General features: G+C 69.6%; 19 protein-coding genes and 1 pseudogene. 13 read left to right on the top strand and 7 right to left on the bottom strand.

Features of this window, described 5'->3' with window-relative positions; translation table 11 throughout:
- The first annotated feature begins 165 nt into the window (after positions 1-165).
- Both ACGF2V_RS01555 and ACGF2V_RS01560 read left to right on the top strand, forming a co-directional pair.
- Positions 166-1,197 carry a hypothetical protein gene (locus ACGF2V_RS01555; RefSeq protein WP_362708865.1) on the top strand — a complete coding sequence of 344 codons (1,032 nt, stop codon included), beginning with the start codon at positions 166-168 and terminating at the stop codon, positions 1,195-1,197.
- Positions 1,198-1,494: 297 nt separating this feature from the next.
- Complete coding sequence (locus ACGF2V_RS01560) at positions 1,495-1,836, top strand: DUF5713 family protein (protein ID WP_362619567.1); 342 nt, start codon at positions 1,495-1,497, stop codon at positions 1,834-1,836.
- Positions 1,837-2,076: 240 nt separating this feature from the next.
- Here ACGF2V_RS01560 and ACGF2V_RS01565 read toward each other — a convergent pair whose 3' ends face one another.
- The gene (locus ACGF2V_RS01565; RefSeq protein ID WP_362619570.1) at positions 2,077-2,976 is read right to left on the bottom strand and encodes a serine hydrolase; all 900 of its coding nucleotides are present in this window, start codon (positions 2,974-2,976) and stop codon (positions 2,077-2,079) included.
- A 433-nt stretch (positions 2,977-3,409) separates the two neighbouring features.
- On the opposite strand from ACGF2V_RS01565, the gene ACGF2V_RS01570 reads away from it, so the two are divergent.
- Together ACGF2V_RS01570 and ACGF2V_RS01575 are read left to right on the top strand one after the other, a co-directional pair.
- Positions 3,410-4,162, top strand: a complete 753-nt coding sequence (locus ACGF2V_RS01570; RefSeq protein ID WP_362708862.1) for a GntR family transcriptional regulator — start codon at positions 3,410-3,412, stop codon at positions 4,160-4,162.
- Complete coding sequence (locus ACGF2V_RS01575) at positions 4,159-5,469, top strand: MFS transporter (protein WP_362708860.1); 1,311 nt, start codon at positions 4,159-4,161, stop codon at positions 5,467-5,469. Before ACGF2V_RS01570 ends, ACGF2V_RS01575 begins: the two co-directional genes overlap by 4 nt.
- A 339-nt stretch (positions 5,470-5,808) precedes the next feature.
- Here ACGF2V_RS01575 and ACGF2V_RS01580 read toward each other — a convergent pair whose 3' ends face one another.
- Positions 5,809-6,633, bottom strand: coding sequence for a maleylpyruvate isomerase family mycothiol-dependent enzyme (locus tag ACGF2V_RS01580; protein WP_362619580.1), 825 nt, complete (start codon positions 6,631-6,633; stop codon positions 5,809-5,811).
- A gap of 170 nt (positions 6,634-6,803) precedes the next feature.
- On the opposite strand from ACGF2V_RS01580, the gene ACGF2V_RS01585 reads away from it, so the two are divergent.
- From ACGF2V_RS01585 to ACGF2V_RS01595, 3 genes and pseudogenes are all read left to right on the top strand, one after another.
- A complete protein-coding gene (locus tag ACGF2V_RS01585; protein WP_362708858.1) occupies positions 6,804-7,604 on the top strand; it encodes a carbon-nitrogen family hydrolase in 801 nt (266 codons plus the stop codon).
- A gap of 238 nt (positions 7,605-7,842) precedes the next feature.
- Positions 7,843-8,034 (top strand): annotated as a pseudogene (locus ACGF2V_RS01590) (hypothetical protein); the annotation flags it as partial.
- A 252-nt stretch (positions 8,035-8,286) separates the two neighbouring features.
- On the top strand, positions 8,287-10,122 hold the full coding sequence (locus tag ACGF2V_RS01595; RefSeq protein ID WP_362619589.1) for an NHL domain-containing thioredoxin family protein: 1,836 nt from the start codon (positions 8,287-8,289) through the stop codon (positions 10,120-10,122).
- Positions 10,123-10,231: 109 nt separating this feature from the next.
- Here the strand turns inward: ACGF2V_RS01595 and ACGF2V_RS01600 are convergent, their stop codons facing one another.
- The 4 genes from ACGF2V_RS01600 to ACGF2V_RS01615 all read right to left on the bottom strand — a co-directional run bounded on the left by ACGF2V_RS01600 (position 10,232) and on the right by ACGF2V_RS01615 (position 14,759).
- Complete coding sequence (locus ACGF2V_RS01600; protein WP_362708855.1) at positions 10,232-10,468, bottom strand: hypothetical protein; 237 nt, start codon at positions 10,466-10,468, stop codon at positions 10,232-10,234.
- 299 nt (positions 10,469-10,767) lie between these two features.
- A complete protein-coding gene (locus ACGF2V_RS01605; protein ID WP_362619595.1) occupies positions 10,768-12,066 on the bottom strand; it encodes a M18 family aminopeptidase in 1,299 nt (432 codons plus the stop codon).
- Positions 12,067-12,185: 119 nt separating this feature from the next.
- Positions 12,186-12,809, bottom strand: a complete 624-nt coding sequence (locus tag ACGF2V_RS01610) for a Uma2 family endonuclease (RefSeq protein ID WP_362708853.1) — start codon at positions 12,807-12,809, stop codon at positions 12,186-12,188.
- Between the two features lie 123 nt (positions 12,810-12,932).
- Positions 12,933-14,759 (bottom strand): acyl-CoA dehydrogenase, encoded by a 1,827-nt coding sequence (locus ACGF2V_RS01615; RefSeq protein WP_362619601.1) that lies wholly within the window; start codon positions 14,757-14,759, stop codon positions 12,933-12,935.
- A gap of 171 nt (positions 14,760-14,930) precedes the next feature.
- On the opposite strand from ACGF2V_RS01615, the gene ACGF2V_RS01620 reads away from it, so the two are divergent.
- From ACGF2V_RS01620 to ACGF2V_RS01630, 3 genes are all read left to right on the top strand, one after another.
- Positions 14,931-15,371 (top strand): SseB family protein, encoded by a 441-nt coding sequence (locus tag ACGF2V_RS01620; protein WP_362619604.1) that lies wholly within the window; start codon positions 14,931-14,933, stop codon positions 15,369-15,371.
- Between the two features lie 268 nt (positions 15,372-15,639).
- Positions 15,640-16,596 (top strand): pirin family protein, encoded by a 957-nt coding sequence (locus ACGF2V_RS01625; RefSeq protein WP_362619607.1) that lies wholly within the window; start codon positions 15,640-15,642, stop codon positions 16,594-16,596.
- Between the two features lie 228 nt (positions 16,597-16,824).
- The gene (locus ACGF2V_RS01630) at positions 16,825-17,937 is read left to right on the top strand and encodes an AI-2E family transporter (protein WP_362619610.1); all 1,113 of its coding nucleotides are present in this window, start codon (positions 16,825-16,827) and stop codon (positions 17,935-17,937) included.
- A 114-nt stretch (positions 17,938-18,051) separates the two neighbouring features.
- Here the strand turns inward: ACGF2V_RS01630 and ACGF2V_RS01635 are convergent, their stop codons facing one another.
- Positions 18,052-20,373: a SpoIIE family protein phosphatase gene (locus tag ACGF2V_RS01635; RefSeq protein ID WP_362619613.1), complete on the bottom strand. Its 2,322-nt coding sequence runs from the start codon at positions 20,371-20,373 to the stop codon at positions 18,052-18,054.
- Positions 20,374-20,652: 279 nt separating this feature from the next.
- Between ACGF2V_RS01635 and aspS the strand changes: the two genes are divergently transcribed.
- The 3 genes from aspS to ACGF2V_RS01650 all read left to right on the top strand — a co-directional run bounded on the left by aspS (position 20,653) and on the right by ACGF2V_RS01650 (position 23,236).
- Positions 20,653-22,437: an aspartate--tRNA ligase gene (gene aspS, locus ACGF2V_RS01640; protein WP_362619616.1), complete on the top strand. Its 1,785-nt coding sequence runs from the start codon at positions 20,653-20,655 to the stop codon at positions 22,435-22,437.
- A gap of 161 nt (positions 22,438-22,598) precedes the next feature.
- On the top strand, positions 22,599-22,832 hold the full coding sequence (locus ACGF2V_RS01645) for a type II toxin-antitoxin system VapB family antitoxin (protein ID WP_362708850.1): 234 nt from the start codon (positions 22,599-22,601) through the stop codon (positions 22,830-22,832).
- On the top strand, positions 22,829-23,236 hold the full coding sequence (locus ACGF2V_RS01650) for a PIN domain nuclease (protein WP_362708847.1): 408 nt from the start codon (positions 22,829-22,831) through the stop codon (positions 23,234-23,236). The genes ACGF2V_RS01645 and ACGF2V_RS01650 overlap by 4 nt, the downstream gene beginning before the upstream one ends.
- The last annotated feature ends 34 nt before the right edge of the window (positions 23,237-23,270 follow it).

Genomic DNA, 23,270 nt, shown 5'->3' on the forward strand with positions numbered 1-23,270 from the left:
CAAGGAGTAGGGCTCCTCATGCAGATTCATCGTAGCCATTTTACGTGCGGTTTCGCCGTTCTGCCCAACACGTTGTTGCAGGACCGGCGGTTGTCGTACACCGCCCGTGGTCTTCTGGGCGATCTTCTTTCCCGTCCGGACGGCTGGTCCGAGGACGGCCGTCGGATGGCAGATTCGAGTCCGCAGGGTCGGTTGGCGGTGGCGAAGGCGCTGCGGGAGCTGACGGCCTTCGGGTACTACCGGGTCCACAAGATCCGTCGCGAGGACGGGACTTTCGTCAGCGAGGCTCATGTCTACGACACCCCGCAGCAGCCCGTCCCGGGTTCGGGTTCGTGTATCAACCGCCAGGCCGTACCGGGTATCAACCGTCCGGGTTCCGGCGAGCCGCCCTCCGGTGGCGCGGGCTCCAACCCCGTAAAGAACCGAAAGAAAACACCCTCCCTCCCCGGTCGGCGTCGGCGAGCGGGTACGGGCGACGCGGCCCCCGTACCCACGACGGGTACGGGCGAGCCCTTGAAGCCGCCCGCCGCGTCGAAGCCGCCCGCCGCGTCGAAGCCGCCCGTGGCGTCGGGGGCGCCCGTGGTGCCCAAGCGGTCCGCGGCTGGGGACGACGTGCTCACGGCCAAGGAGGTCTTCGGAACAGGTGCCGGGCCCGGGGACGGTCGGGACCTTGCCGATGTCGATCCGTCGGCTGCCCAGGCCCATGGCGTGGCCGTCGCCACGTTGTTCCGGGTGATCGGTTCGGAAAGGCGTCTGCGGCTGGGTGCGGTCGAGGCGCTCGGCCTGGCGCCGCTCGTCTCCGCCTGGCTGGAGCGCGGGTACGACCAGCGTGATCTTGCCGGGGCCCTTCTGGACGGGTTGCCCGCGCGTGTGTACTGCGCCCGGGAGTTCCTGCGCGACCGCCTGACCCGGAAACTGCCCCCGTCGCCCGAGCCCTCGTTCCCCGGGTACGCGATGCCCCAGCCCCCGCCCGGCTCCGGCCTGCCCCGCTGGGCCGAGTGCGACGACTGCCGCCGCCCGATCCGCGACAACGGTCTCTGCCGCGACTGCGCGGCTCCGGTGGATGGACCCGACCGGCCCCGCTCCGACCACGACACCGCGATCCGTTCCCGTACGGCTGCCAGAGGCCGCGCCCTGGTACGCGCCGCGCTTCGAACGCCGGACCATGCGGAGCTGCCCGCAGCCGGCGGAGCCTGACCGCGACCGTCACGCCCGGCCGCGACTGCGGCCGTTACGACAAGAGGCCGCCTGCGTCTTCCACGGGATGGGCACCGTCGCCCCGATCCGACTTCGGCTGCGCAGGCGAGGTTCGTTGGTGCCTGCTCCGGCATGCGTTCGGCGTCATCCGGACCCCAGGAAGAGGAGACGTCGGGCCATCGTGCGGCAGTGCGGCGTTGTCAGCAGTGCGGCGTTGTCAGTGGTGTCGTGCATGATCGGCACGTCAGTTCTTCCAGCCCTTCCACAAGGGCGGGGCTTTTACAAGGGCGGGGCGCCATGCCGATCACGAACCAGCAGATAGCAGAGCACGCGTTTTTGAGGCTGCTGTACAAGGACCCGTACTTCCCCGATCACATCGTCGACAAGGGCAGGGCGATCCTGCTGCGGCTGTGCGAGCGGATCGAGGCCGAGCAGCCGTCGGATCTGACGGCCCTGTATGCGCTCACCCACGCCGCGACGGAGGAGTTCAACCTTCTGGAGGCGGAGTTCGAAGCAGCCGGGAGCGAGATCGAGACGGTCGCCCGCGAGGAGATCGCCGAGGATTTCTGGATCGTCGCGTCGGCCTACGGATTCACGGACGCGGACGTGGAGGAGCTGATCGCCCCCAGGGAGTGGTGAGCGACGACCGGTGGGTCCTACAGGCGCCAGGGCACCGGCCCCTGCGGGACCCGGATCAACCGAGCGCTGATCCGGGCCCCGGACACCGGACGATGTCGCGCGTGGCGGGATCTCGTGCTGGAGAGTTCCGTGCCCGCCAGTGCCCGTCGAACCTGGAACGCAAGCGTGGAGGGGCCCCGCACGGCGCGGGGCCCCTCCACGTGCGGGGCCGTCGGCCGGCGCCTGTGACGCCGGACCGGGCTACTTCTTGAAGCCGTAGTCCATGATCTTCTTCATGTCCGCGGAGCGGGTGGTCGCGCTCGTGGAGGCGAGCACGGTGCCGATGATCGTCTTGCCGTTGCGGGTCGCGGAGAAGACCAGGCAGTACTTGGCGGTCGGGCCGGAGCCGGTCTTCACGCCGGTCGCGCCGCTGTAGCTGCCGAGCATCGCGTTGGTGTTGGACCACGACATGTAGCGGTAGCCACCGGACTTCGTGGTGACCTTCTGCTTGGTCGACTTGGTCTTCACGATCGCGCGGAACGTGGAGTTCTTCATCGCGCTGGAGGCGATCTTCGTCAGGTCGCGCGGCGTCGAGTAGTTCGAGCCGTTTCCGATGCCGTCGAACGAGTCGAAGTGCGTGTTCTTCAGGCCGAGGGACTTGGCGGACGCGTTCATCTTGCCGATGAACGACTTCACGCGCGCCGCACGGGTGGAACCGGAGCCGAACTTGTCGGCCAGCGCGTACGCGGCGTCGCAGCCGGACGGCAGCATCAGGCCGTACAGCAACTGGCGGACCGTGACCTTGTCGCCCACGATCAGACGGGCCGACGAGGCGCCCTTGGAGACGATGTAGTCGCTGTACGCCTTCTGGATCGTGACCTTGGAGTCCAGGTTGAGGTTCTTCTGCTCCAGGACGACCTTGGCGGTCATGACCTTGGTGGTGGAACCGGTGGAGCGACGGATGTCCGCGGCCTTGCTGTACAGGGCCTTGCCGGTCCCGTTGTTCATCACGAAACCGCCCTTGGCGGTGATCGAGGGGGTGGGCAGTGTGGCGGCCTGTGCGGTGGAGGCGAACACGCTGCCCGCGATGACGGCACCTGCGGTGAGGGCCACGGTGGCAGTGGCAGAAACGCGGTGTATGTCCTTAATGCCGATCTTCAACTTGAGTGCTCCCAAATGCCCCTGAAATGCGGCCACATGAAGGTGCCGCTCGGTGATGTGACTCACGGCAGGCGGGAAAGGATGCGCTGATTCCCGGGATTTCTGGGGCAATTTCGGGTCGAGAGCGTGTCGGGGAAGGGGCAAGGGTGATTGAGGAGGTAGATGGGCGAGCCGTCGGGGTGAGGCCGTGGGGGCGCAGGCAGGCGTGCTTGCGCATGAACCGCAGACACTCGTTGACCCGGTGCACGGTGAGGCCCGTGCGGTCGGGGAGGGATTCGAGGGACTGGGACAGCTCGCCCTTCGTCGCCAGTACGGGCGCGATGCTGACGGCGACGGCCCACACGTCCTCCGTGACCGACATGCGGGACCGCCAGTCGTTTCCACGGATTGGACGATTTTCATGATGTACGCATGTTGTATCTATCATGTGTGCATGCCTTCCCCTCTCCCGGTCGTGAAGATCTCTGCCGCGCCCGCAACCGAGTCCACCGTGAAGACCGCCGCGAAGTCGGCCAAGTCGACGAGGGAGGTCAAGTCGACGAGGGAGGTCAAGCAGCCGCCCGCCGCCGAGCGCGTGTACACCCACGTCAAGGAAGCGGTGCTGGGCCGCCGCTACGAGGGCGGCACGCTCCTCACCGAGGGCCATCTCGCTGAGGCCGTCGGGGTCTCCCGCACCCCGGTGCGCGAAGCGCTGCTCCGGCTGGAGGTCGAGGGGCTGATCAAGCTCTACCCGAAGAAGGGCGCCCTCGTGCTGGCCGTCTCCGCGCAGGAGATCGCCGACGTGGTGGAGACCCGGCTGCTGGTCGAGGAGTTCGCGGCCCGCAAGGCCGTGCCCGCCTCGGCGCGGTTGATCGGGCGGCTGGAAGAACTGCTCGACGAGCAGCGGGAGTTGGCCCGGGACGGGGACCTGGCCGCGGTGTCCGTGAAGGACCGCTGCTTCCATGCGGAGATCGTGCGCAACGCGGGCAACGACATTCTCTCCCGACTCTATGACCAGTTGAGGGATCGTCAGCTCAGGATGGGCGTCGCCGTCATGGAGGCGCATCCGGACAGGATCGCCGCGAACATCACCGAGCACGGCGAGCTGCTGGAGGCGATCAGGTCCGGTGACGCGGACGGCGCGGCACAGGTCGTGCGGCGTCACGTGGGCCGGGTCAAGGTGCTGGTCAGGGGTGAGGACCGGTGAGTTCGGCCGCCGCTCCCACCCTGCCCCTGCCCGGCGATCCCCCTGGCGGGCGACGTGCCGTGCGGGTGTGGGGCATCGGGGTCGCCGTCTACTTCGTCGCCATCATCTTCCGTACGAGTCTGGGCGTCGCGGGACTCGACGCCGCCGACCGCTTCCACGTCAACGCCTCCGCGCTCTCCACGTTCTCCATCCTCCAACTGCTCGTCTACGCGGGCATGCAGATACCCGTCGGCCTGATGGTCGACCGGCTCGGCACCAAGAAGGTCCTCGCCCTGGGAACCGTCCTGTTCACGCTCGGACAGCTCGGCTTCGCGCTCTCGCCGTCCTACGGCATGGCGCTGGCGTCCAGGGCCCTGCTCGGCTGCGGCGACGCGATGACGTTCATCAGCGTGCTGCGGCTGGGCGCCCGTTGGTTCCCGGCCCGGCGCGGTCCGCTGATCGGCCAGGTCGCCGCGCTGTTCGGGGTCGCGGGCAACCTCGTCTCGACGCTCTTCATCGCGCGGGCCCTGAACGGATTCGGCTGGACCACCACTTTCGTCGGCAGCTCCGTCGCCGGGGTCGTCGTCCTGGTGCTCCTGCTGCTGTTCCTGAGGGACCACCCCGAGGGGCACGAGCCGCCGCCCGTCACGCACGCGGGTGCGGCCTTCGTGCGTAAGCAGATCGCCGCCGCCTGGCGGGAACCGGGTACTCGGCTCGGCATGTGGGTGCACTTCACCACGCAGTTCCCGGCCATGGTGTTCCTGCTGCTGTGGGGGCTGCCGTTCCTGGTGGAGGCACAGGGGCTGAGCCGCTCCACCGCCGGTGAGCTGCTGACCCTGGTGGTGCTCTCCAACATGATGTTCGGGCTGGTCTACGGGCAGGTCATCGCCCGGCACCACGCGGCCCGTGCCCCGCTGGCCCTGGGGACGGTCGCGGTGACGGCCCTGCTCTGGGCGTCGGTCATCTTCTTCCCGGGCGACCACGCCCCGATGTGGCTGCTGATCGTCCTGTGCGTGGTGCTCGGCGCCTGCGGTCCCGCGTCGATGATCGGCTTCGACTTCGCGCGGCCCGCGAACCCGCCGGAGCGGCAGGGCACGGCGTTGGGCATCGTCAACATGGGCGGCTTCATCGCCTCGATGACCACGCTGTTCGCCATAGGCGTGCTGCTGGACAGCACCGGTGACGACTACCGGATCGCGTTCGCCTCTGTCTTCGTGCTGGAGGCGCTCGGCGTCGTACAGATCCTGCGGCTGCACTCCCGGGCCACGCACCGCGAGCGCGAACAGCACGTGATCAGCCGCGTGGAGGCCGTGCACGTGCCGGTGTGACCCGCCTGGTGTGACGTCGGCTCGTGCGGCGGCCCGTCTGCCGAGTGATCGTCGGCTCGTGCGCCCTGCCTGGTGTGCGGTCGTCGGCTCGTGCGACTCGCCTGGTGTGCGGTGGTCGGCCCGTGCGACCGGCTTGCCCACCCGGTCTTCCGCCCGTACGGCGCTCGTCGCGCCGGGTCGGCGGCGCGCCCGTTCTCGTTCGACGGGCGCCGCCGACCTCGGTGGCGCGAGGTGCTACGGGTGGTGCCGCACGGAGGCGTCACGGCCTTACGCACAACGTCACGGCGTCACGGCGTCACAGCGTCACGGCATCACAGCGTCACAGCGCCGCTCACCGCGTCACGGCGTCACGGCGAAGTTCCGCAGGATCGCGTCGGCCAGGTCCTGCTCGCCCTCGACCTTGATGCGCTCCGCCACCGCGCCCGCGCGCATCCGCCCGCAGGCCAGACGGGAGTACGTCTCCCAGTCCATCGCCAGGGTCACGGCCGGCCCGAGCGAGGGCGAACCGTCCACCGAACCCCGGCCCTCCGCGTCGACCCTGACCGTGCGCAGGAACTCCACCGGGCCGTTCACATCGATCACCACCGCCGAATTCGGCGGCGCCCCCGCGTCCTTGGCGACCACCTTCGGCAACGCCTCCAGCAGGACGTCCCGGACGATGGTGGCACCGGGCGAGTCCAGGTTGCCGGGCCGGCCCAGCGCCACCCGCAGATCCTGTTCGTGCACCCAGACGTCGAACGCCCGCATCCGCAGGGCCAGTTCCAGGGTCTGCTCGGTGCCGAGCGGGGCTCGGACCATGGTCTCGGGGGCACGGTTCTCGTTGCGGAGCTGACGGGCGCGCCGAATGATCGTGTACTCCAGTTCGGCGAGCATCTCCGGCGAGGTGTGGTGGCGCCGCACGTCGACCTGCATCTCCATGTAGCGGGCCAGGTCGTTCTGCATGTGGTACAGGTCGCGGGGCAGGGAGTGGATCGGGCGCGGATCGCCGAGCTGTTCGGACTCCATGCCGATGATGTGCGACACGATGTCGCGTACGGACCAGGCGGGACACGGCGTACGGCCGTTCCACTCCCCTTCGGCGAGCGGCTTCACCAGCTCGGCTATCGCCTCGATGGAGTGGGTCCAGGCATCGGCGTAGTTCTGAAGGCTGGGATGGACGGTCACGGGACCCCTCGTGCGGTTCTGCGGTGCATGGGCTGGAGTGCTGGGCGCGGGCGGCGGACTGCGTGGGAGGTTCGATCGCTAAGTTACGCTGCGACCAGGCACCCCGGCAGTGCTTTCGTGTGACGATCGTAGGCCCGTGTTGAAGACTCGAATGCCAGGACGGTGGTAGTGTGCGCGCCTCCCTCATCCAGATCGCAGTAGATCCGGACGAATCCGTCGATTCCCGCAGGCAGCGCGCGGCTTCGCTGGTCTCCGCCCAGCGCGGCGCGGATCTGGTGGTCCTGCCCGAGCTCTGGCCGGTCGGGGCCTTCGCGTACGACTCCTTCCAGGGCGAGGCCGAACCGCTCCAGGGGCCCACCCACGCGATCATGGCGAAGGCCGCTGCCGACGCCGGCGTCTGGCTGCACGCGGGCTCCTTCGTCGAGCGCGCGCCCGACGGCACGCTCTACAACACCGCGCTCGTCTTCACGCCCGAGGGCGAGCGGGCAGCCGCGTACCGCAAGATCCACCGCTTCGGCTTCGACCAGGGCGAGGCGGTCATGATGGGCGCGGGCGAGGAACTGGTCACGGTGGGCCTGCCGGACACCACGCTGGGCCTCGCCACCTGTTACGACCTGCGCTTCCCGGAGTTGTTCCGGGGCCTGGTGGACGCGGGCGCCGAGACCCTGGTCGTCGTGGCGGGCTGGCCCGAGCGGCGCCGCGCCCACTGGACGCTGCTGGCCCGGGCCCGTGCAGTCGAGAACCAGGCGTACGTCCTGGCCGTCACCACCACCGGTACCCACAGCGGCGTCCCGCAGGCCGGCCACAGCATCGTCGTCGACCCCTGGGGCGAGACGCTCGCGGAGGCGGGCGCGGACGAGGAGGTGCTGAGCGTGGAGTTCGACCCGGGGACAGTGACGACGACCCGCGAACAGTTCCCCGCGCTCAAGGACCGCCGGCTCGGACCGACCCCGCCCGCAGCCCGCGCGTAGCAGATCACCGCACGCGTACGACCACCGCGCGCGCACGCGCACGGGCCGGAGCGGACGGGACTGGGCTGGTTCACCGATGGGTGGACGGTCTTTCTCGTGTCCGGGCGCTGATTTAAGGACGCTTGGGTACCGCACTGTTCCAGAGTAGTTTGGGCCTTTCCGTGACCGTAGCGAAGAACGGCCCAACTGTCGTTCCTTCGGAGTGGATACGCCCATGAGGGCGCGCCACGATCGCGCAATGACCGAACCGACGAGGTACCAGACCGCCCCCGTTGAGCTGCCCTTGCGCACAGAGTGGGAGCCGACCCCGGTGGAGGGGTGTCCAGGCTGTACCGAACTCGCGAACGTGCGGGACCGTGCGCGTGCGGGGGGCGACATGACCACGGTGACCGACTGCAACGTCTACTTGCGTCGTCACCCGGAGGGACACGGGGGAACGCGCGCGAGGACATCGGCGCACGGGTGGAGGATGCGGCGGGGCGTGTCGGCATCCTGCGCGACGTGATCCCCGACTATGAGGGGACCCCGCCCAGTCCCCGGGGCTGCGCCGCAAGCGTCCTACGCCGTTCCTCGGGCCCGTGGGCGGGGGTGCTGAATGGCTGGTGTCGCCGGAGCAGGTGAGGCGGGCGTAGCGGGGGCGGGGCGTCGTGGCCACCGTGGTGGTGGTGGCACGCTTGGACGCATGAGCAAGCGTGCCCGCGTCCGCGCCCCCGAGCTGCAAGGGCGGTCCTGGATCAACACCGGTGGCAAGGAGCTGTCCCTCGCGGACTTCCGAGGTCGCACATTGGTGCTAGATTTCTGGACCTTTTGTTGTGTGAACTGTCTGCATGTCCTCGATGAGCTGCGCGAGCTGGAGGAGAAGCACCGCGACACCGTCGTGATCATCGGCGTCCACTCGCCGAAGTTCGTCCACGAGGCCGAGCACGAGGCGGTCGTCGACGCGGTCGAGCGGTACGAGGTCCGGCACCCGGTCCTCGACGACCCGGAGCTGGCGACCTGGAAGCAGTACGCCGTACGGGCCTGGCCCACGCTCGTCGTCATCGACCCGGAGGGCTACGTCGTCGCCCAGCACGCGGGCGAGGGCCATGCGCACGCCATCGAGAAGCTGGTCGAGGAGCTGGAGGCCGAGCACGCGGCGAAGGGCACGCTGCGGCGCGGCGACGGCCCGTACGTTCCGCCGGAGCCGGTCGCCACGCATCTGAGGTTCCCCGGAAAGGCGCTGCTCCTGCCGGACGGTGGGTTCCTCGTCTCCGACACCACCCGGCACCGTCTGGTCGAGATGGAACATGACGGGGAAGCGGTTCGCCGTCACGTCGGCACGGGGGACCGGGGGTTCGTGGACGGCGGTCCCGGCAAGGCCCGGTTCTCCGAACCCCAGGGGCTGGCCGCGCTGCCGGACGGGCGGATCGCGGTCGCGGACACCGTGAACCACGCCATCCGGGCATTCGACCCCGCCACCGGGGAGACGACGACTCTCGCCGGTACCGGCCGCCAGTGGTGGCAGGGGTCACCGACGAGCGGCCCGGCCCGTGAGGTCGACCTCTCCTCGCCCTGGGACGTCGCCTGGTTCGCGGACCGGCTGTGGATCGCCATGGCCGGGGTCCACCAGCTGTGGACGTACGACCCCGTGGCCGATACCGTCCGGGTCGCCGCGGGCACGACCAACGAGGGCCTGGTCGACGGACCGGCCGGGGAGGCGTGGTTCGCCCAGCCGTCCGGGCTCGCCGCGTCGGCCGACGGGGAGCGGCTGTGGGTCGCGGACTCGGAGACGTCCGCGCTGCGGTACGTCGAACGGGACGGCACCGGCTTCGCCGTCCGTACGGCCGTCGGCACCGGCCTCTTCGACTTCGGGCACCGCGACGGCGCCGCCGGCCAGGCGCTGTTCCAGCACCCGCTGGGCGTGACCGCGCTGCCCGACGGGTCCGTCGCCGTCTGCGACACGTACAATCACGCGCTGCGGCGCTACGACCCCGCGAGCGACGAGGTCACCACCCTGGCCACGGACCTGCGCGAGCCCAGCGACGCCGTACTGGCCGACGGCGATCTCGTCGTCGTCGAGTCCGCCCGGCACCGGCTGACCCGGCTGCGGCTGCCCGAGGAGGCCGTACGCGTCGCCGACCGGGCCCACCGGACCCGGCGCGCGGCCACCGAGATCGCCCCGGGCACGCTCCGGCTCGACGTGGTCTTCCAGGCCCCCGCAGGGCAGAAGCTGGACACCCGGTACGGCCCCTCGACGCGACTGCTGGTCTCCTCGACCCCGCCCGGGCTGCTGGCGGAGGGCTCCGGCGCCGGTACCGACCTGTTCCGCGACCTGGTCCTGGCCGACGGCGTCACCGAGGGCGTTCTGCACGTGTCCGCGATGGCGGCGTCCTGCGACGACGACCCGGCGAACGAATATCCGGCCTGTCACGTCCACCAACAGGACTGGGGCGTCCCCGTCCGCGTGCGCGCGCAGGGAACGCCCCGGCTGCCGCTGGTCCTGGCGGGGATGGACGAGGGGACGGACGAGCAGGGCTGAACCGCTGCCGGTGCGTGCGGGGGCGAGCGGCACGCGTTGCGGGGGTCAGCCGTACCGTACGGGGCCTAGTCGTACGCGCGCAGCGCCGAGCCGTACGCCTGCAACCGGTCTACGGGCGGGCGGCGCGACGGGTCGGAAGGCGTCTCAGAAGTCGTCCGCGCCGTTGCGCAGCTCGGGCGTCCAGTAGCCGGTCTTCGCCGCCGCCCTGCAGCACGACGGAGAAGGCCGTGACCGGCTCGCCGTCCTCGCCCTTGCCGCCGTCCGACACCCGCACCAGCGCGTAGGCCGGTGCGCCGGAGTCGAGCACGACGGGCGCGGCCGGCTTGCTCTTCGCGACCGCGGGCACGTTCTGCTTGTGGCTCTCCAGGAGCCGGATCGCCGGGAAAGCAGCGCGGCGAGCAGGCTGCGGCGTTTCGCGGGGCCGAGCGGCAGCGGTCCGGTGAGCGTCTCGACGGAGACGGTGCCGAGCAGCCGGAACTCCACGGGCGGCTCCCCTTCCGGGCGGGTTGTGCCCCGGCCGGGGCACGGGAACAGGCCCAGGATATCGGGGGTGTTGGGGAGCCAAGAGCGGCGAGTCCCGGTCGGCCGCGGGGCCGTCGGCCGGGACTCCTCATGGCTGCCGGATCAGCCCGTACGGCTGCCGCATCAGCCCGTCAGGAACGCCGACAGCGCGTTGGCCAGCAGGTACGGGTCGTCCGCACCGCACAGTTCGCGGGCGCTGTGCATCGACAGGATCGGAGCGCCGATGTCCACGGTCTGGATGCCGTGCCGGGCGGCGGTGATCGGCCCGATGGTGGTGCCGCACGGCATCGAGTTGTTGGAGACGAACGTTTGCCACGGCACGTCCGCCTTCCGGCACGCCTCCGCGAACACGGCCCGGCCGCTGCCGTCGGTCGCGTACCGCATGTTGACGTTGACCTTGAGGATCGGTCCGCCGTTGACCATCGGGTGGTGGGTCGGGTCGTGGCGCTCGGCGTAGTTGGGGTGGATGGCGTGGCCGGTGTCGGAGGAGAGACAGACCGTTCCGGCGAACGCCCGTGCGCGGTCCTCGTACGAACCGCCGCGCGCGAACACCGAGCGCTCCAGCACCGTGCCCAGCAGCGGCCCGTCGGCGCCGGTGTCGGACTGGGAGCCGTTCTCCTCGTGGTCGAAGGCAGCCATGACCGGGATGTACGGCAGCTCGGCGTCCGGCTGCCCGGCGACGGCGGCGAGCGCGGCGGTCGCCGCGTGCACGGAGAGCAGGTTGTCCATCCGCGGGCCGGCCAGCAGCTCGCGGTCCCTGCCCAGGTAGGCGGGCGGCTCGACGGGGTGCGGCATCAGGTCCCAGCCGATGACGTCATCGGCGTCGACCCCGGCCTCCTCGGCGACGAACCGGATCAGGTCGCCCTCCTCGACGTCCCCGAGGCCCCAGATCGGCTGCATGTGCTTTTGCCGGTCGAGCTTCAGACCGTCCGGGTTGGCCGAGCGGTCCAGATGCACGGCCAGTTGCGGCACGCGCAGCAGCGGCCGGTCGATGTTCACCAGCCGGTGCGTGCCCCCGCGCAGCGAGAGCCGCCCGGCGAGGCCGAGATCGCGGTCCAGCCAGGTGTTGAGGAGCGTCCCGCCGTAGATCTCCACGGCCACCTGGCGCCAGCCGTGCGCCCCGGTGTCGGGCAGCGGCTTGACCCGCAGGTTCGGCGAGTCGGTGTGCGCCCCGACGATCCGGTACGGGGTGTGCGCCTCGGCGCCGTCCGGCACGTACCAGGCCACGATCGCGCCGCCGCGCAGGACGTACTTCCCGCCGCCGGTGCCGTCCCAGGCCGCGGTCTCGTCGACCTGCCGGAACCCGGCCCTCTCCAGCCGCGCCGCCGCGGTGGCCACCGCGTGGTACGGGGAGGGGGAGGCCATCAGGAAGGCCATCAGGTCGTCGGTGTGCCCGCGGTCGAAGCGGAGGGAGGAACTCATGTTCTTCACTGTAACGAGGCGGGACCGGCGCGCTTCACCGTCGTCCAGCAGTCGGCACGCGCCGCTGCACGGCGACGGCGGCTCGCCGTCAGTCGGCTCCGTACTCGTCCCCGTCCCGGCTACAGCTTGTCGATGGCGGTCAGGTCGATGTCGATGTCGTACGGGACGGAGACCTTCAGCCGGTCGTGGTGGACGCCGGTGAAGACGTACTTCTTGCCGACGGGGTCCAGTTGATACGTCCAGACCACGGGACGGTCGTTCTCCGCCATCTCGACGAGCCAGAAATTCGGGATGCCCGCCCCTGCGTACGTGTGCGGCTTGGTGTCGCGGTCGCGGGCCTCGGAATCGGGCGAGACGACTTCGACGGCGAGCAGGACATCGGCGGCCTGGCAGCGGGTCTGACGCTGGTCCCCGTCCGCTTCGGCCGTCACCACGACGAGGCCGGGTTCCGGGACGTTGCGCTTGCCCAGCACGACGGCCATCTCGCGGCGAACGCGCAGGTCCTCCGGAACGTGACCGCGCAGCCCCTGCTCCAGCAGATACATCGCCAGCGTGTGGAACTTCCGTTGCGGACTCGCGAAAACCAGGCTCCCGTCGATCAGCTCAGTGTGCGGCGGGAGGCCGTGAAGCGTGAACAGGTCGTCCGCGGTGTAGCCGTCCTCAGGCGGGACCGGCCACGGGGAATCGTCGCGCCGCGATCGCGACGCTTCGGGCAGTGCCTCGGCGGTCATGGTTCCTCCCATGAGCGGGATTCACGGCCGTGCCCTCAGCGTACCCAGCCCGCACGAAGGCACCGCCACCCGAAAGCGCGTACGGGTGGCGGTGCCGGTGGACGATCCTGGGGAGCGCCTGACGAGAACGCCTGGCTAGAACGCGGCCTCGTCCAGGTCCATCAGCGAGTTGTCGACGGACTCGGCGAGCGCCCGCTCGGTGGAGACGCCCGGCAGGACGTTCGCGGCGAAGAACTTCGCGGCGGCGATCTTGCCCTGGTAGAAGGCGACGTCCTTCGCGGCGGCGGTCGCCAGCTTCTGGGACGCGACGTGCGCGCCCTTCAGCAGCAGGTAGCCGACGACGACATCGCCGGAGGCCATCAGCAGACGGGTGGTGTTCAGGCCCACCTTGTAGATGTTCTTGACGTCCTCGCCGGTCGCGGTGAGGTCGGTGATCATCGTGCCGACGATCGCTTCCAGGTCCACGGCCGCCTTGGCGAGCGAGTTCAGCGCGCCGGACAGCTCCTCGTCGCCCTGGGCGTCGGTGAGGAACTGCTTGATCTCCTCGGACAGGGCGTTCAGCGAGGCACCCTGGTCCCGGACGATCTTCCGGAAGAAGAAGTCCTGGCCCTGGATCGCCGTCGTGCCCTCGTACAGCGTGTCGATCTTGGCGTCACGGATGTACTGCTCGATCGGGTACTCCTGGAGGTACCCGGAGCCGCCGAACGTCTGGAGGGACTGGGCCAGTTGCTCGTACGACTTCTCGGAGCCGTAGCCCTTCACGATCGGCAGCAGCAGGTCGTTCAGGCCGTGCAGCGCCTTGGCGTCCTCGCCCGCGGCCTCCTTCTCCTGGATCGCGTCCTGGACGGACGCGGTGTACAGGACGAGGGAGCGCATGCCCTCCGCGTACGCCTTCTGCGTCATGAGGGAGCGGCGCACGTCGGGGTGGTGCGTGATGGTGACCTTGGGTGCGGTCTTGTCCATGAACTGCGACAGGTCGCTGCCCTGGACGCGCTCCTTGGCGTACCCCAGCGCGTTCAGGTAACCGGTCGACAGGGTCGCGATGGCCTTCGTGCCGACCATCATGCGGGCGAACTCGATGATGCGGAACATCTGGCGGATGCCGTCGTGCTTGTCGCCGATCAGCCAGCCCTTGGCGGGGTGCTTGTCGCCGAACGTCATCTCGCAGGTGTTGGACGCCTTGAGGCCCATCTTGTGCTCGACGTTCGTCGCGTACACGCCGTTGCGCTCGCCCAGCTCGCCGGTCTCCCAGTCGAAGTGGAACTTGGGGACGAGGAAGAGCGAGAGGCCCTTGGTGCCGGGGCCGGCGCCCTCGGGGCGGGCCAGCACGTAGTGGATGATGTTCTCGGACATGTCGTGCTCGCCCGAGGTGATGAACCGCTTCACACCCTCGATGTGCCAGGAGCCGTCCTCCTGCTCGACGGCCTTGGTGCGGCCCGCGCCGACGTCCGAACCGGCGTCCGGCTCGGTCAGCACCATCGTCGAGCCCCACTGCTTCTCGACGGCGATCTGCGCGACCTTCTTCTGGGCCTCGTTGCCCTCCTCGAAGAGGATGCCGGCGAAGGCCGGGCCGGAGCAGTACATCCAGATGGCCGGGTTCGCGCCCAGCAGCAGCTCCGCGTACGCCCAGATCAGGGAGCGCGGAGAGGTGGTGCCGCCGATCTCCTCGGGCAGGCCCAGGCGCCAGTACTCGGAGTCCATGAACGCCTGGTACGACTTCTTGAAGGTGTCCGGGACCGGCGCGCTGTTGGTCTCCGGGTCGAAGACCGGCGGGTTGCGGTCGGCGTCGGCGAAGGAGTCGGCCAGCTCGTTCTCCGCGAGGCGGGTGACCTCGTCGAGGATGCTCTTCGCCGTCTCGACGTCCATCTCGGCGAACGGTCCGGTGCCGTACGTCTTGTCGCGCCCGAGCACCTCGAAGAGGTTGAACTCGATGTCGCGGAGATTCGACTTGTAGTGCCCCATGGAAGCTCCGTAATCAATAGCAGTGGCGCGCGACACCTCGGGCGCGGCGTGCGGGCCGGGTGGGCGACGAGCTGGCGGTGCGCATATCAGCTGACCTCTCCGATGATGCTACCCGCCAGTAATAAGACGCAACCCCTCAAGGGGTCGATGTGTCCGATTACTCTTTGGCGCATGTACGGCTACGACCAGAACCCGGGCGCGCAGCAGCAGATGGGCGGCGGCTACGGCGAGCAGCCGCTGTATCCCGAGCCCTCGCCGCCGTCCCTCCGGGACGCGGTACGCGCCTTCACGACCGGCTCGCTGTCCGCCGAGGACTTCCAGCAGGTCTTCGCGACGTCGAAGGTCTACTGCCCGCGCGGCGACAACCCGGGATTCCTCGCGCTGCACAACACGCAGCATCCGGTGATCCCGATGTTCACGACCCTCAAGGAGCTGCGGCGGTACGCGGGCAAGGAGTCCAAGTACTTCGTGATCACCGGGGCCGAGGTGATCGACCTGCTTCCGACCGGCTACGGCTTCGTCCTCGACATGGAGGGCGAGCACCGCATGGTCTTCGACGCCAAGGCCGTGGAGCAGATGGTCGACTTCGCGATGCGCCGCATGTACGGCTGACGCCCTCTCCATTTCCCGCTTCTCCCGCTTCTCCTTCGTCCGGGAGTTCTTCTCCTTCTTCCAGGAGCCCGTACCGGGCTCGGACGCCGCCGGTGACCAACCGGCGGCATCCGGGTGCGGTACGGGCTCCTCGTCGTTGCGGTGCGGGGTTCGCCGTTCCCGTGCGGGGGCTTTCCGTGCGGCCATTGCGGTGTGGGGAAGGGGCCCGCCTTGCAAGATGTTCACTGTTCAACTAAATTGAGGGCAGGACAACCCGGAGGTGGCTCCCATGCCCGCAGTGACTGTCGAAAACCCGCTGACCCTGCCCAAGGTCGCCGCTTCCGGCGACGCCGTCGCCCGTCCCGTGCTCGCCGTCACGACGGCGCCGAGCGGTTACGAGGGCGAGGGTTTCCCGGTTCGCCGCGCGTTCGCCGGGATCAACTACAAGCACCTCGACCCGTTCATCATGATGGATCAGATGGGTGAGGTGGAGTATCAGCCCGGGGAGCCGAAGGGAACCCCGTGGCACCCGCACCGCGGCTTCGAGACCGTCACCTACATCATCGACGGCACCTTCGTCCACCAGGACTCCAACGGTGGCGGTGGCACCATCCGGAACGGTGACACCCAGTGGATGACCGCCGGTTCCGGCCTCCTGCACATCGAGGCTCCGCCGGAGTCCCTCGTGATGTCGGGTGGCCTCTTCCACGGCCTCCAGCTCTGGGTGAACCTGCCCAGGTCCCACAAGATGATGGACCCGCGCTACCAGGACATCCGCGGCGGCCAGGTCCAGCTCCTCGCCTCCCCGGACGGCGGCGCACTGCTCCGCGTCATCGCCGGTGAGCTCGACGGGCACGAGGGCCCCGGTGTCACCCACACCCCGATCACGGTGGTCCACGCCACCATCCGTCCCGGTGCCGAGGTGACCCTGCCCTGGCGCGAGGACTTCAACGCGCTCGCGTACGTGATGGCCGGGCGCGGCAGCGTCGGCATGGACCGCCGTCCGATCCGCCTGGGGCAGACCGCGGTCTTCGGCGCCGGTTCCTCGCTGACCGTCCGCGCGGACGAGAAGCAGGACGGCAACACCCCGGACGTGGAGGTCGTGCTGCTCGGCGGCCGTCCGATCCGTGAGCCGATGGCGCACTACGGTCCGTTCGTGATGAACAGCCAGGCCGAACTCAAGCAGGCGTTCGAGGACTTCCAGGCCGGTCGGCTCGGCCGGATCCCCGCCGTCCACGGCATGTGAACCGTCCTGCTCCGGGCGGGTCGCCCCGCCCGGAGCGGCCCTTGACCGGGTCGCCCTCCGGGTCGTCCGCTCTCCAGGGGGTGACCTTTCGCCGCATATCATGCATGATTACCAGGACATCGCATATGACCGCCGCAAGGTGGCACGTCGCCGCCGGAACGTGGCGGCCCGTCACCTGTACGGCGGCACGGGCGAGACATTGCATTCACGACGTGATCGGGTGGGAGCGTGCAGACCCAGAAGCCCCTCCTGCCCGACGGTGCTCGGCGCACCGCCGCCTGGTGCGGTGTCGTCCTCCTCGTCACCGGGGTCGCGGCGGTCGCCGTCTGGCTGTGCATCACCTTCAAGACGGCCATCACACCCGTACTGCTCGCCCTGCTCGGTACGGCCCTGCTCGGCCCGGTCCACAACAGGCTGACCGCGCGCGGCGTGAACCGCTCGCTGGCCGCGGGGCTCACCTGCGTCCTTCTCGTCGGGGTGGTCGGCGGTGCCGGATACATCGTCGTCACCGCGCTCGTGGACACCGGCCCGCAGATCCTCCGTTCGCTCAAGCGCACGGGGCAGTGGTTCATCGACCACCTCGGGATCAGCCAGACGACCGATGTGGACGCCCTCGCCGCCAATGCCCAGAAGATCCTGGAGAAATTCGGTGCGAGCGCCGCGGGCGGGCTTCTCTCCGGGATCAGCCTGATCGGTTCGCTGCTCGCGACCAGCATCCTTGCCCTGCTGCTGACCTTCTTCTTCCTGCGCGACTCCGACCGGGCCGCGGGCCTCGCCCACGCGGTCGCCCCGCGCGGGACGGGCGACCTGGTCGAGGCCATGGGGCGGCGGGCCTTCGAAGCGGTCCAGGGCTTCATGCGCGGCACCACGTTCATCGCCCTGATCGACGCGGTCTGCATCACCGTCGGTCTGCTGATCCTGCGCGTGCCCGGTGCGGTGGGGCTGGGGGCGCTGGTCTTCGTCGGCGCGTACATCCCGTATCTCGGAGCGTTCCTCTCCGGTGCGGTCGCGGTCCTGGTCGCGCTCGCCGATCGGGGGCTCGTGATCGCGCTGTGGGCGCTGGGCGTCGTGCTCGCCGTGCAGGTGCTGGAGGGCCACGTTCTGCAGCCGATGATCCAGAGCCGTACCGTTCAGATGCACCCGGCCATGATCATGATCGCGCTCACCGCGGGTGCCGGGGTGGCGGGGCTGCTGGGCATGCTGCTCGCGGTGCCGGCGTGTGCGGCGGCCTTCGGGATCCTCGGCGAGCTGCGCGGGGACCGCCCCGGTCCGGCCGGTTCCCCGCCTTCTGATTCCCCTGGTTCCTCCCCCTTCGGCTCCCCTGGTCCTTCCGGGGTCTGAGAACTCCCCTGGTCCTTCCGGGGTCTGAGAACTCCCCTGGTTCTCCCGAGGTCTGAGGAGCGGTGAGAAGGGGAGAAAAGGGGCGGGATGGAACCGTTCAGCCGACAGGCTGAATCATCCGTTCGCCCCGGGACCCGGGCCGGCATCTGGTTCATACAGCTCGAACCAGATCAGCTTGCCTCCGCCCTGGGGGTCCACCCCCCACGCGTCGGCGAGCATCTCCAGCAGCACCAGCCCCCGCCCGCTGGACGCCAGTTCCCCCGGGGATCGTTTGTGGGGCAGTTCGTCGCTGCCGTCGGCCACCTCGACCCGGAGACGGCGCTCACCCGGTTCTCCGGTCGCCCGGACGATCAGCAGCGCGTCCCCGTCCGTGTGGACGAGGACGTTGGTCGTCATCTCGGAGACCATCAGCACCGCCGCGTCGACCTGCTCCGGATCCGCCCAGTCGTGCAGCAGCTCCCGCAACTGCTGCCGAGCCGTCGAGATCTGCTCCGGCTCGGCCTGCGCGATGGTCAGCGCGGCCCGGCGCGTCGTCGTCTCCCGCGACGGTTCGCCGTCGCGCCGCAGCAGCAGTACGGCGAGGTCGTCCTCGCGGCGGTCCGCCAGCGGTCCCGTCGTGTAGTGGGACGCCGGCCCGTGCACGGCCTGCACGAGGGCGTCGGCCAGTTTCTCCAGGTCGGCCGTCTGCTGTTCCAGGAGAGGCCGCAGCCGGATCCAGCCGGTCGCCATGTCGTGACCGCCGGTCTCGATCAGCCCGTCCGTACAGAGCATGATCGTCTCCCCGGGCTCCAGGGTGAGCCGACTCGTCGGGTAGTCCGAGTCCGCCTCGACGCCGAGCGGCAACCCGCCCTCGGTGAAGCGGATCGTCGCGGTCCCGTCGGCCGTCACCACCACGGGGTGGGGGTGGCCGGCCCGCGCGATGTCGAGGGTTCCGGTCTCCGGGTCGGCCTCCGCGTACAGGCAGGTCGCGAAGCGGGGTCCGGGCTCCTCCCCGTCCTCGTAGGCATCGGTGAGCCCGGAGAGGAAACGGGAGGCGCGGGAGAGCACCGCGTCCGGCCGGTGCCCCTCGGCGGCGTACGCGCGCAGGGCGATCCGCAACTGTCCCATCAGCCCCGCGGCGCGCACATCGTGGCCCTGGACGTCACCGATCACGAGGGCGATGCGCCCGTTGGGGAGCGGGATCATGTCGTACCAGTCGCCACCGACCTGGAGCCCGCCGCCGGTCGGGACGTAGCGGGCGGCGACCGTCATCCCAGGGACCCCGGGGCCCAGGGACGGCATCATCGAGCGTTGCAGCCCCAGCGACAGCTCGCGCTCGGTCTCGGCGACGCCGGCACGGGCCAGCGCCTGGGCGAGCATCCGGGCCACCGTTGTCAGCACCGACCGTTCGTCCGTCGTGAACGCGACCGGCTGGCGGAACGCCGCCAGCCAGGCGCCCATGGTCCGCCCCGCCACCGTCAGCGGCAGAAAGGCCCAGGACCGGCGGCCGAACGCGCTGGCGAGCGCCCAGGTGTCCGGGTACCTGCGTCGGTACTCCTCGGGCGAGGGCAGATAGATCGCCCGCCCCGTCCGTATGACCTCGGCAGCCGGGTAGTCGGCGTCCAGCGACATGCCGTTGAACGGACGCTCGTCGCCCGCCTTGTGTCCGTGATGCCCGGTGACCGTCAGCCGGTCGCCCGCGACGCCGAACACCGCCAGGCCGTCCGGCGAGAACCCGGGCATGGAGAGCGAGGCGGCGACCCGCAGCACCTCCTCGGTGGACCGGGCCTCGGCCAGCGCACGGCCTGCGTCCAGCAGGAACGCCTCGCGGGAGCGGTGCCAGTCCCCGGTGACGGTGGTGCCGGGCTGGTGCTCGGCGACCTCCTGAAGGGTGCCGACCATGACAAAGGAGACGTCGCCCGGCTTCCGGGACGGCACTGACTCGTTCGGACTCGTCGGACTCGTCGGACTCGTGGGGCTGGTGGTGCTTGTGGGACTCGGGGGCCCTGCGGAATTTTTGAGGTCCACAGGGTTTGCGGGGCCCGCGGGGTCTGTGCGGACCGTGCGGTCCGTCGTGCGGTCCGCAGGGTTCGCGGAGTCCGCGAGTGGGCTCCCGGGCGACCCCGACCCGTTCGTGGGCGGCAGTGGCTCGTTCCTGTGTGTCAGCGGCCTGGACCGGCTGCGTACCGTGCGCAGCACCCGTCCCTGCGGGTCCACGACCCGCAGCCGGGCCTCGGCGAGGGTGCCCTCGGCGAGTGCGAGGTTCACCACTCCATGGATCTCGGTCCAGTCCACCGGGTGAAGAAGGGAACGCACCGCCGACTCGCGGAAGACGCCGGCCGTCGCGGGCAGCCCGAGCAGCCGGGCCGCCTCCGCGTCGAGCGTCACGGTCCGGGCTCCGCTCTCCCAGCGCCACAGACCGGTCGCGGTCGCGGCCAGGACATCCTCGGTGCGCATTGCCCCACTTTAAGAAGATCTGCTCGATAAACGCCACTGTGGGCGGCCATCCAGGAACGCTGCTCGGAGCGGGCGCGCCCGGAGGGGCTTCGGTTGCGGGCGGGGCCCGGGCGGGGTTCGGGGTGCGGCCCCGCCGGGGTGGTCCGGGGCGCGGTACGTCGGTGCCCGCCCGACCTCCGGACGATCTTGAAATGTCAATGTCAATGAATCGGTGCGGGCGCGGGCGGTAGCCTGGGGTGGTTGAATCCACCCCGAACCGCGAAGACTGGATGAACGACGATGCATCGGTACAGGTCCCACACCTGCGGCGAGCTCCGCGCCTCTGACGTCGGCACCGACGTCCGGCTGAGCGGCTGGCTGCACAATCGCCGAGACCTGGGTGGCATCCTCTTCATCGATCTGCGCGACCACTACGGTCTGGTGCAGCTCGTCGCCCGTCCCGGCACCCCCGGCAACGAGGCCCTGGCGAAGCTCACCAAGGAAACCGTCGTACGGATCGACGGCAAGGTCTCCGCGCGCGGCGCCGACAACGTGAACCCGGAGCTGCCGACCGGCGAGATCGAGATCGAGGTCACCGAGGTCGAGGTGCTGGGCGAGGCCGCCCCGCTGCCCTTCACGATCAACATTGAGGACGGGGTCAACGAGGAGCGGCGCCTGGAGTACCGCTTCCTCGACCTGCGCCGCGAGCGCATGCACCGCAACATCATGCTGCGCTCGGCCGTCATCGCCTCCATCCGCTCGAAGATGGTGGCCCTCGGCTTCAACGAGATGGCGACCCCGATCCTCACCGCGACGTCCCCCGAGGGCGCCCGCGACTTCGTCGTCCCGTCCCGCCTGAACCCGGGCAAGTTCTACGCCCTGCCACAGGCCCCGCAGCAGTTCAAGCAGCTGCTGATGATCTCGGGCTTCGACCGCTACTTCCAGATCGCGCCGTGCTTCCGCGACGAGGACGCCCGCGCCGACCGTTCGCCCGGCGAGTTCTACCAGCTCGACGTCGAGATGTCGTTCGTCGAGCAGGAGGACGTTTTCCAGCCGATCGAGAAGCTGATGACCGAGCTCTTCGAGGAGTTCGGCAACGGCCGCCACGTCACCTCGCCGTTCCCGCGCATCCCGTTCCGTGAGGCGATGCTGAAGTACGGCAACGACAAGCCGGACCTGCGCGCCCAGCTGGAACTGGTCGACATCTCCGACATCTTCGCCGACTCGGAGTTCAAGGCGTTCGCGGGCAAGCACGTCCGCGCCCTCCCGGTCCCGGACACCGCGGGCCAGTCCCGGAAGTTCTTCGACGGCCTCGGCGACTACGCCGTCCAGCACGGCGCCAAGGGCCTGGCCTGGGTCCGCGTCGGCGAGGACGGGGCGCTCACCGGCCCGATCGCCAAGTTCCTCACCGAGAACGACGTCAAGACGCTCACCGAGCGCCTGTCCCTCGTCCCCGGCCACGCCGTCTTCTTCGGTGCGGGCGAGTTCGACGAGGTCTCCAAGATCATGTCCGCCGTCCGCGTCGAGGCCGCCAAGCGTGCCGGCCACTTCGAGGAGGACGTCTTCCGGTTCTGCTGGGTCGTCGACTTCCCGATGTACGAGAAGGACGAGGACACCGGCAAGATCGACTTCTCGCACAACCCCTTCTCGATGCCTCAGGGCGGCATGAAGGACCTGGAGGAGAAGGACCCGCTCGACATCCTGGCCTGGCAGTACGACATCGTCTGCAACGGCATCGAGCTGTCCTCCGGCGCCATCCGCAACCACGAGCCCGAGGTCATGCTCAAGGCCTTCGAGATCGCCGGCTACGACCGCGAGACCGTCGAGCACGAGTTCGCGGGCATGCTCCGCGCCTTCCGCCTCGGCGCCCCGCCGCACGGCGGCATCGCCCCGGGCGTCGACCGCATCGTGATGCTCCTGGCGGACGAGCCCAACATCCGCGAGACCATCGCCTTCCCGCTCAACGGCAACGCCCAGGACCTGATGATGGGCGCCCCGACGGAGCTGGACGAGTCCCGCCTGCGCGAGCTGCACATCCAGCTCCGCAAGCCGGTCGCGACGGCCAAGGACAAGACGGAGAAGTAGCCTCTGTACCGGCACTTCTCTGTGTTCCACGTGAAACAGCCCCCGGCCGTCCGGCCGGGGGCTGTTTCACGCCTGTATGCGGGGGCGTAGGCGGCAGCCGTACAAATGTTGGTGATGTGCCTTGTCTATGTACATGGTGTGTTCGAGTGGGGATGGTGAGCATGTCCGTAACCCAGATCGACCTGGATGACGAGGCGCTGGCCGAGGCGATGCGTCTGATGGGTGTGACGACGAAGAAGGAGACCGTCAACACGGCTCTGCGGGATTATGTGGCTCGCATCAGAAGGCTCGAGGCTGCCGAGAAGCTGGCCCAGCGGGGTGAGCGTGGTGAGTTCGAGAAGGCCGCAGCCGCGCACGACGCTGCTAAGCGCGCGCAGCGGGCGGGCTTTGAATGATCACGTATCTTGTTGACACCTCTGCACTGTGGCACCTTTTTCGTACCCCAGGGGCGCTGCGCTCCTGGGAGGGGCACATCGCCGCGGGAGTGTTCCGCATGTGCGAGCCCACGCGCACTGAGTTCCTGTACTCGGCCACCAGCCCTGCTCACCGCGACGAGTTGGCCGGAGAGCTGGATGATCTCTGCCAGCTCTCGCCCGTTCCCAAGAATGCGTGGCGCTGGGTCGATGCAGCCCAGTACAAGCTCACGCAGCAAGGAGAGCACCGCGCGGCGGGAGCCATCGATCTATTGGTGTGTGCGACAGCGGTCCATCACGGTCACACCGTGCTCCACGTGGACAACGACTTCACCACAGTGGCGGCGGTCCTCAAGGAAGTGCGGCAGCGGGACGTACGAGCTTGACCCGTCCGGCAGTCGCCGGCTACGACCGCGAGAC

Origin of the sequence: Streptomyces sp. NPDC047982, from assembly GCF_043204165.1 — a bacterium.
Taxonomy (GTDB): Bacteria; Actinomycetota; Actinomycetes; order Streptomycetales; family Streptomycetaceae; genus Streptomyces.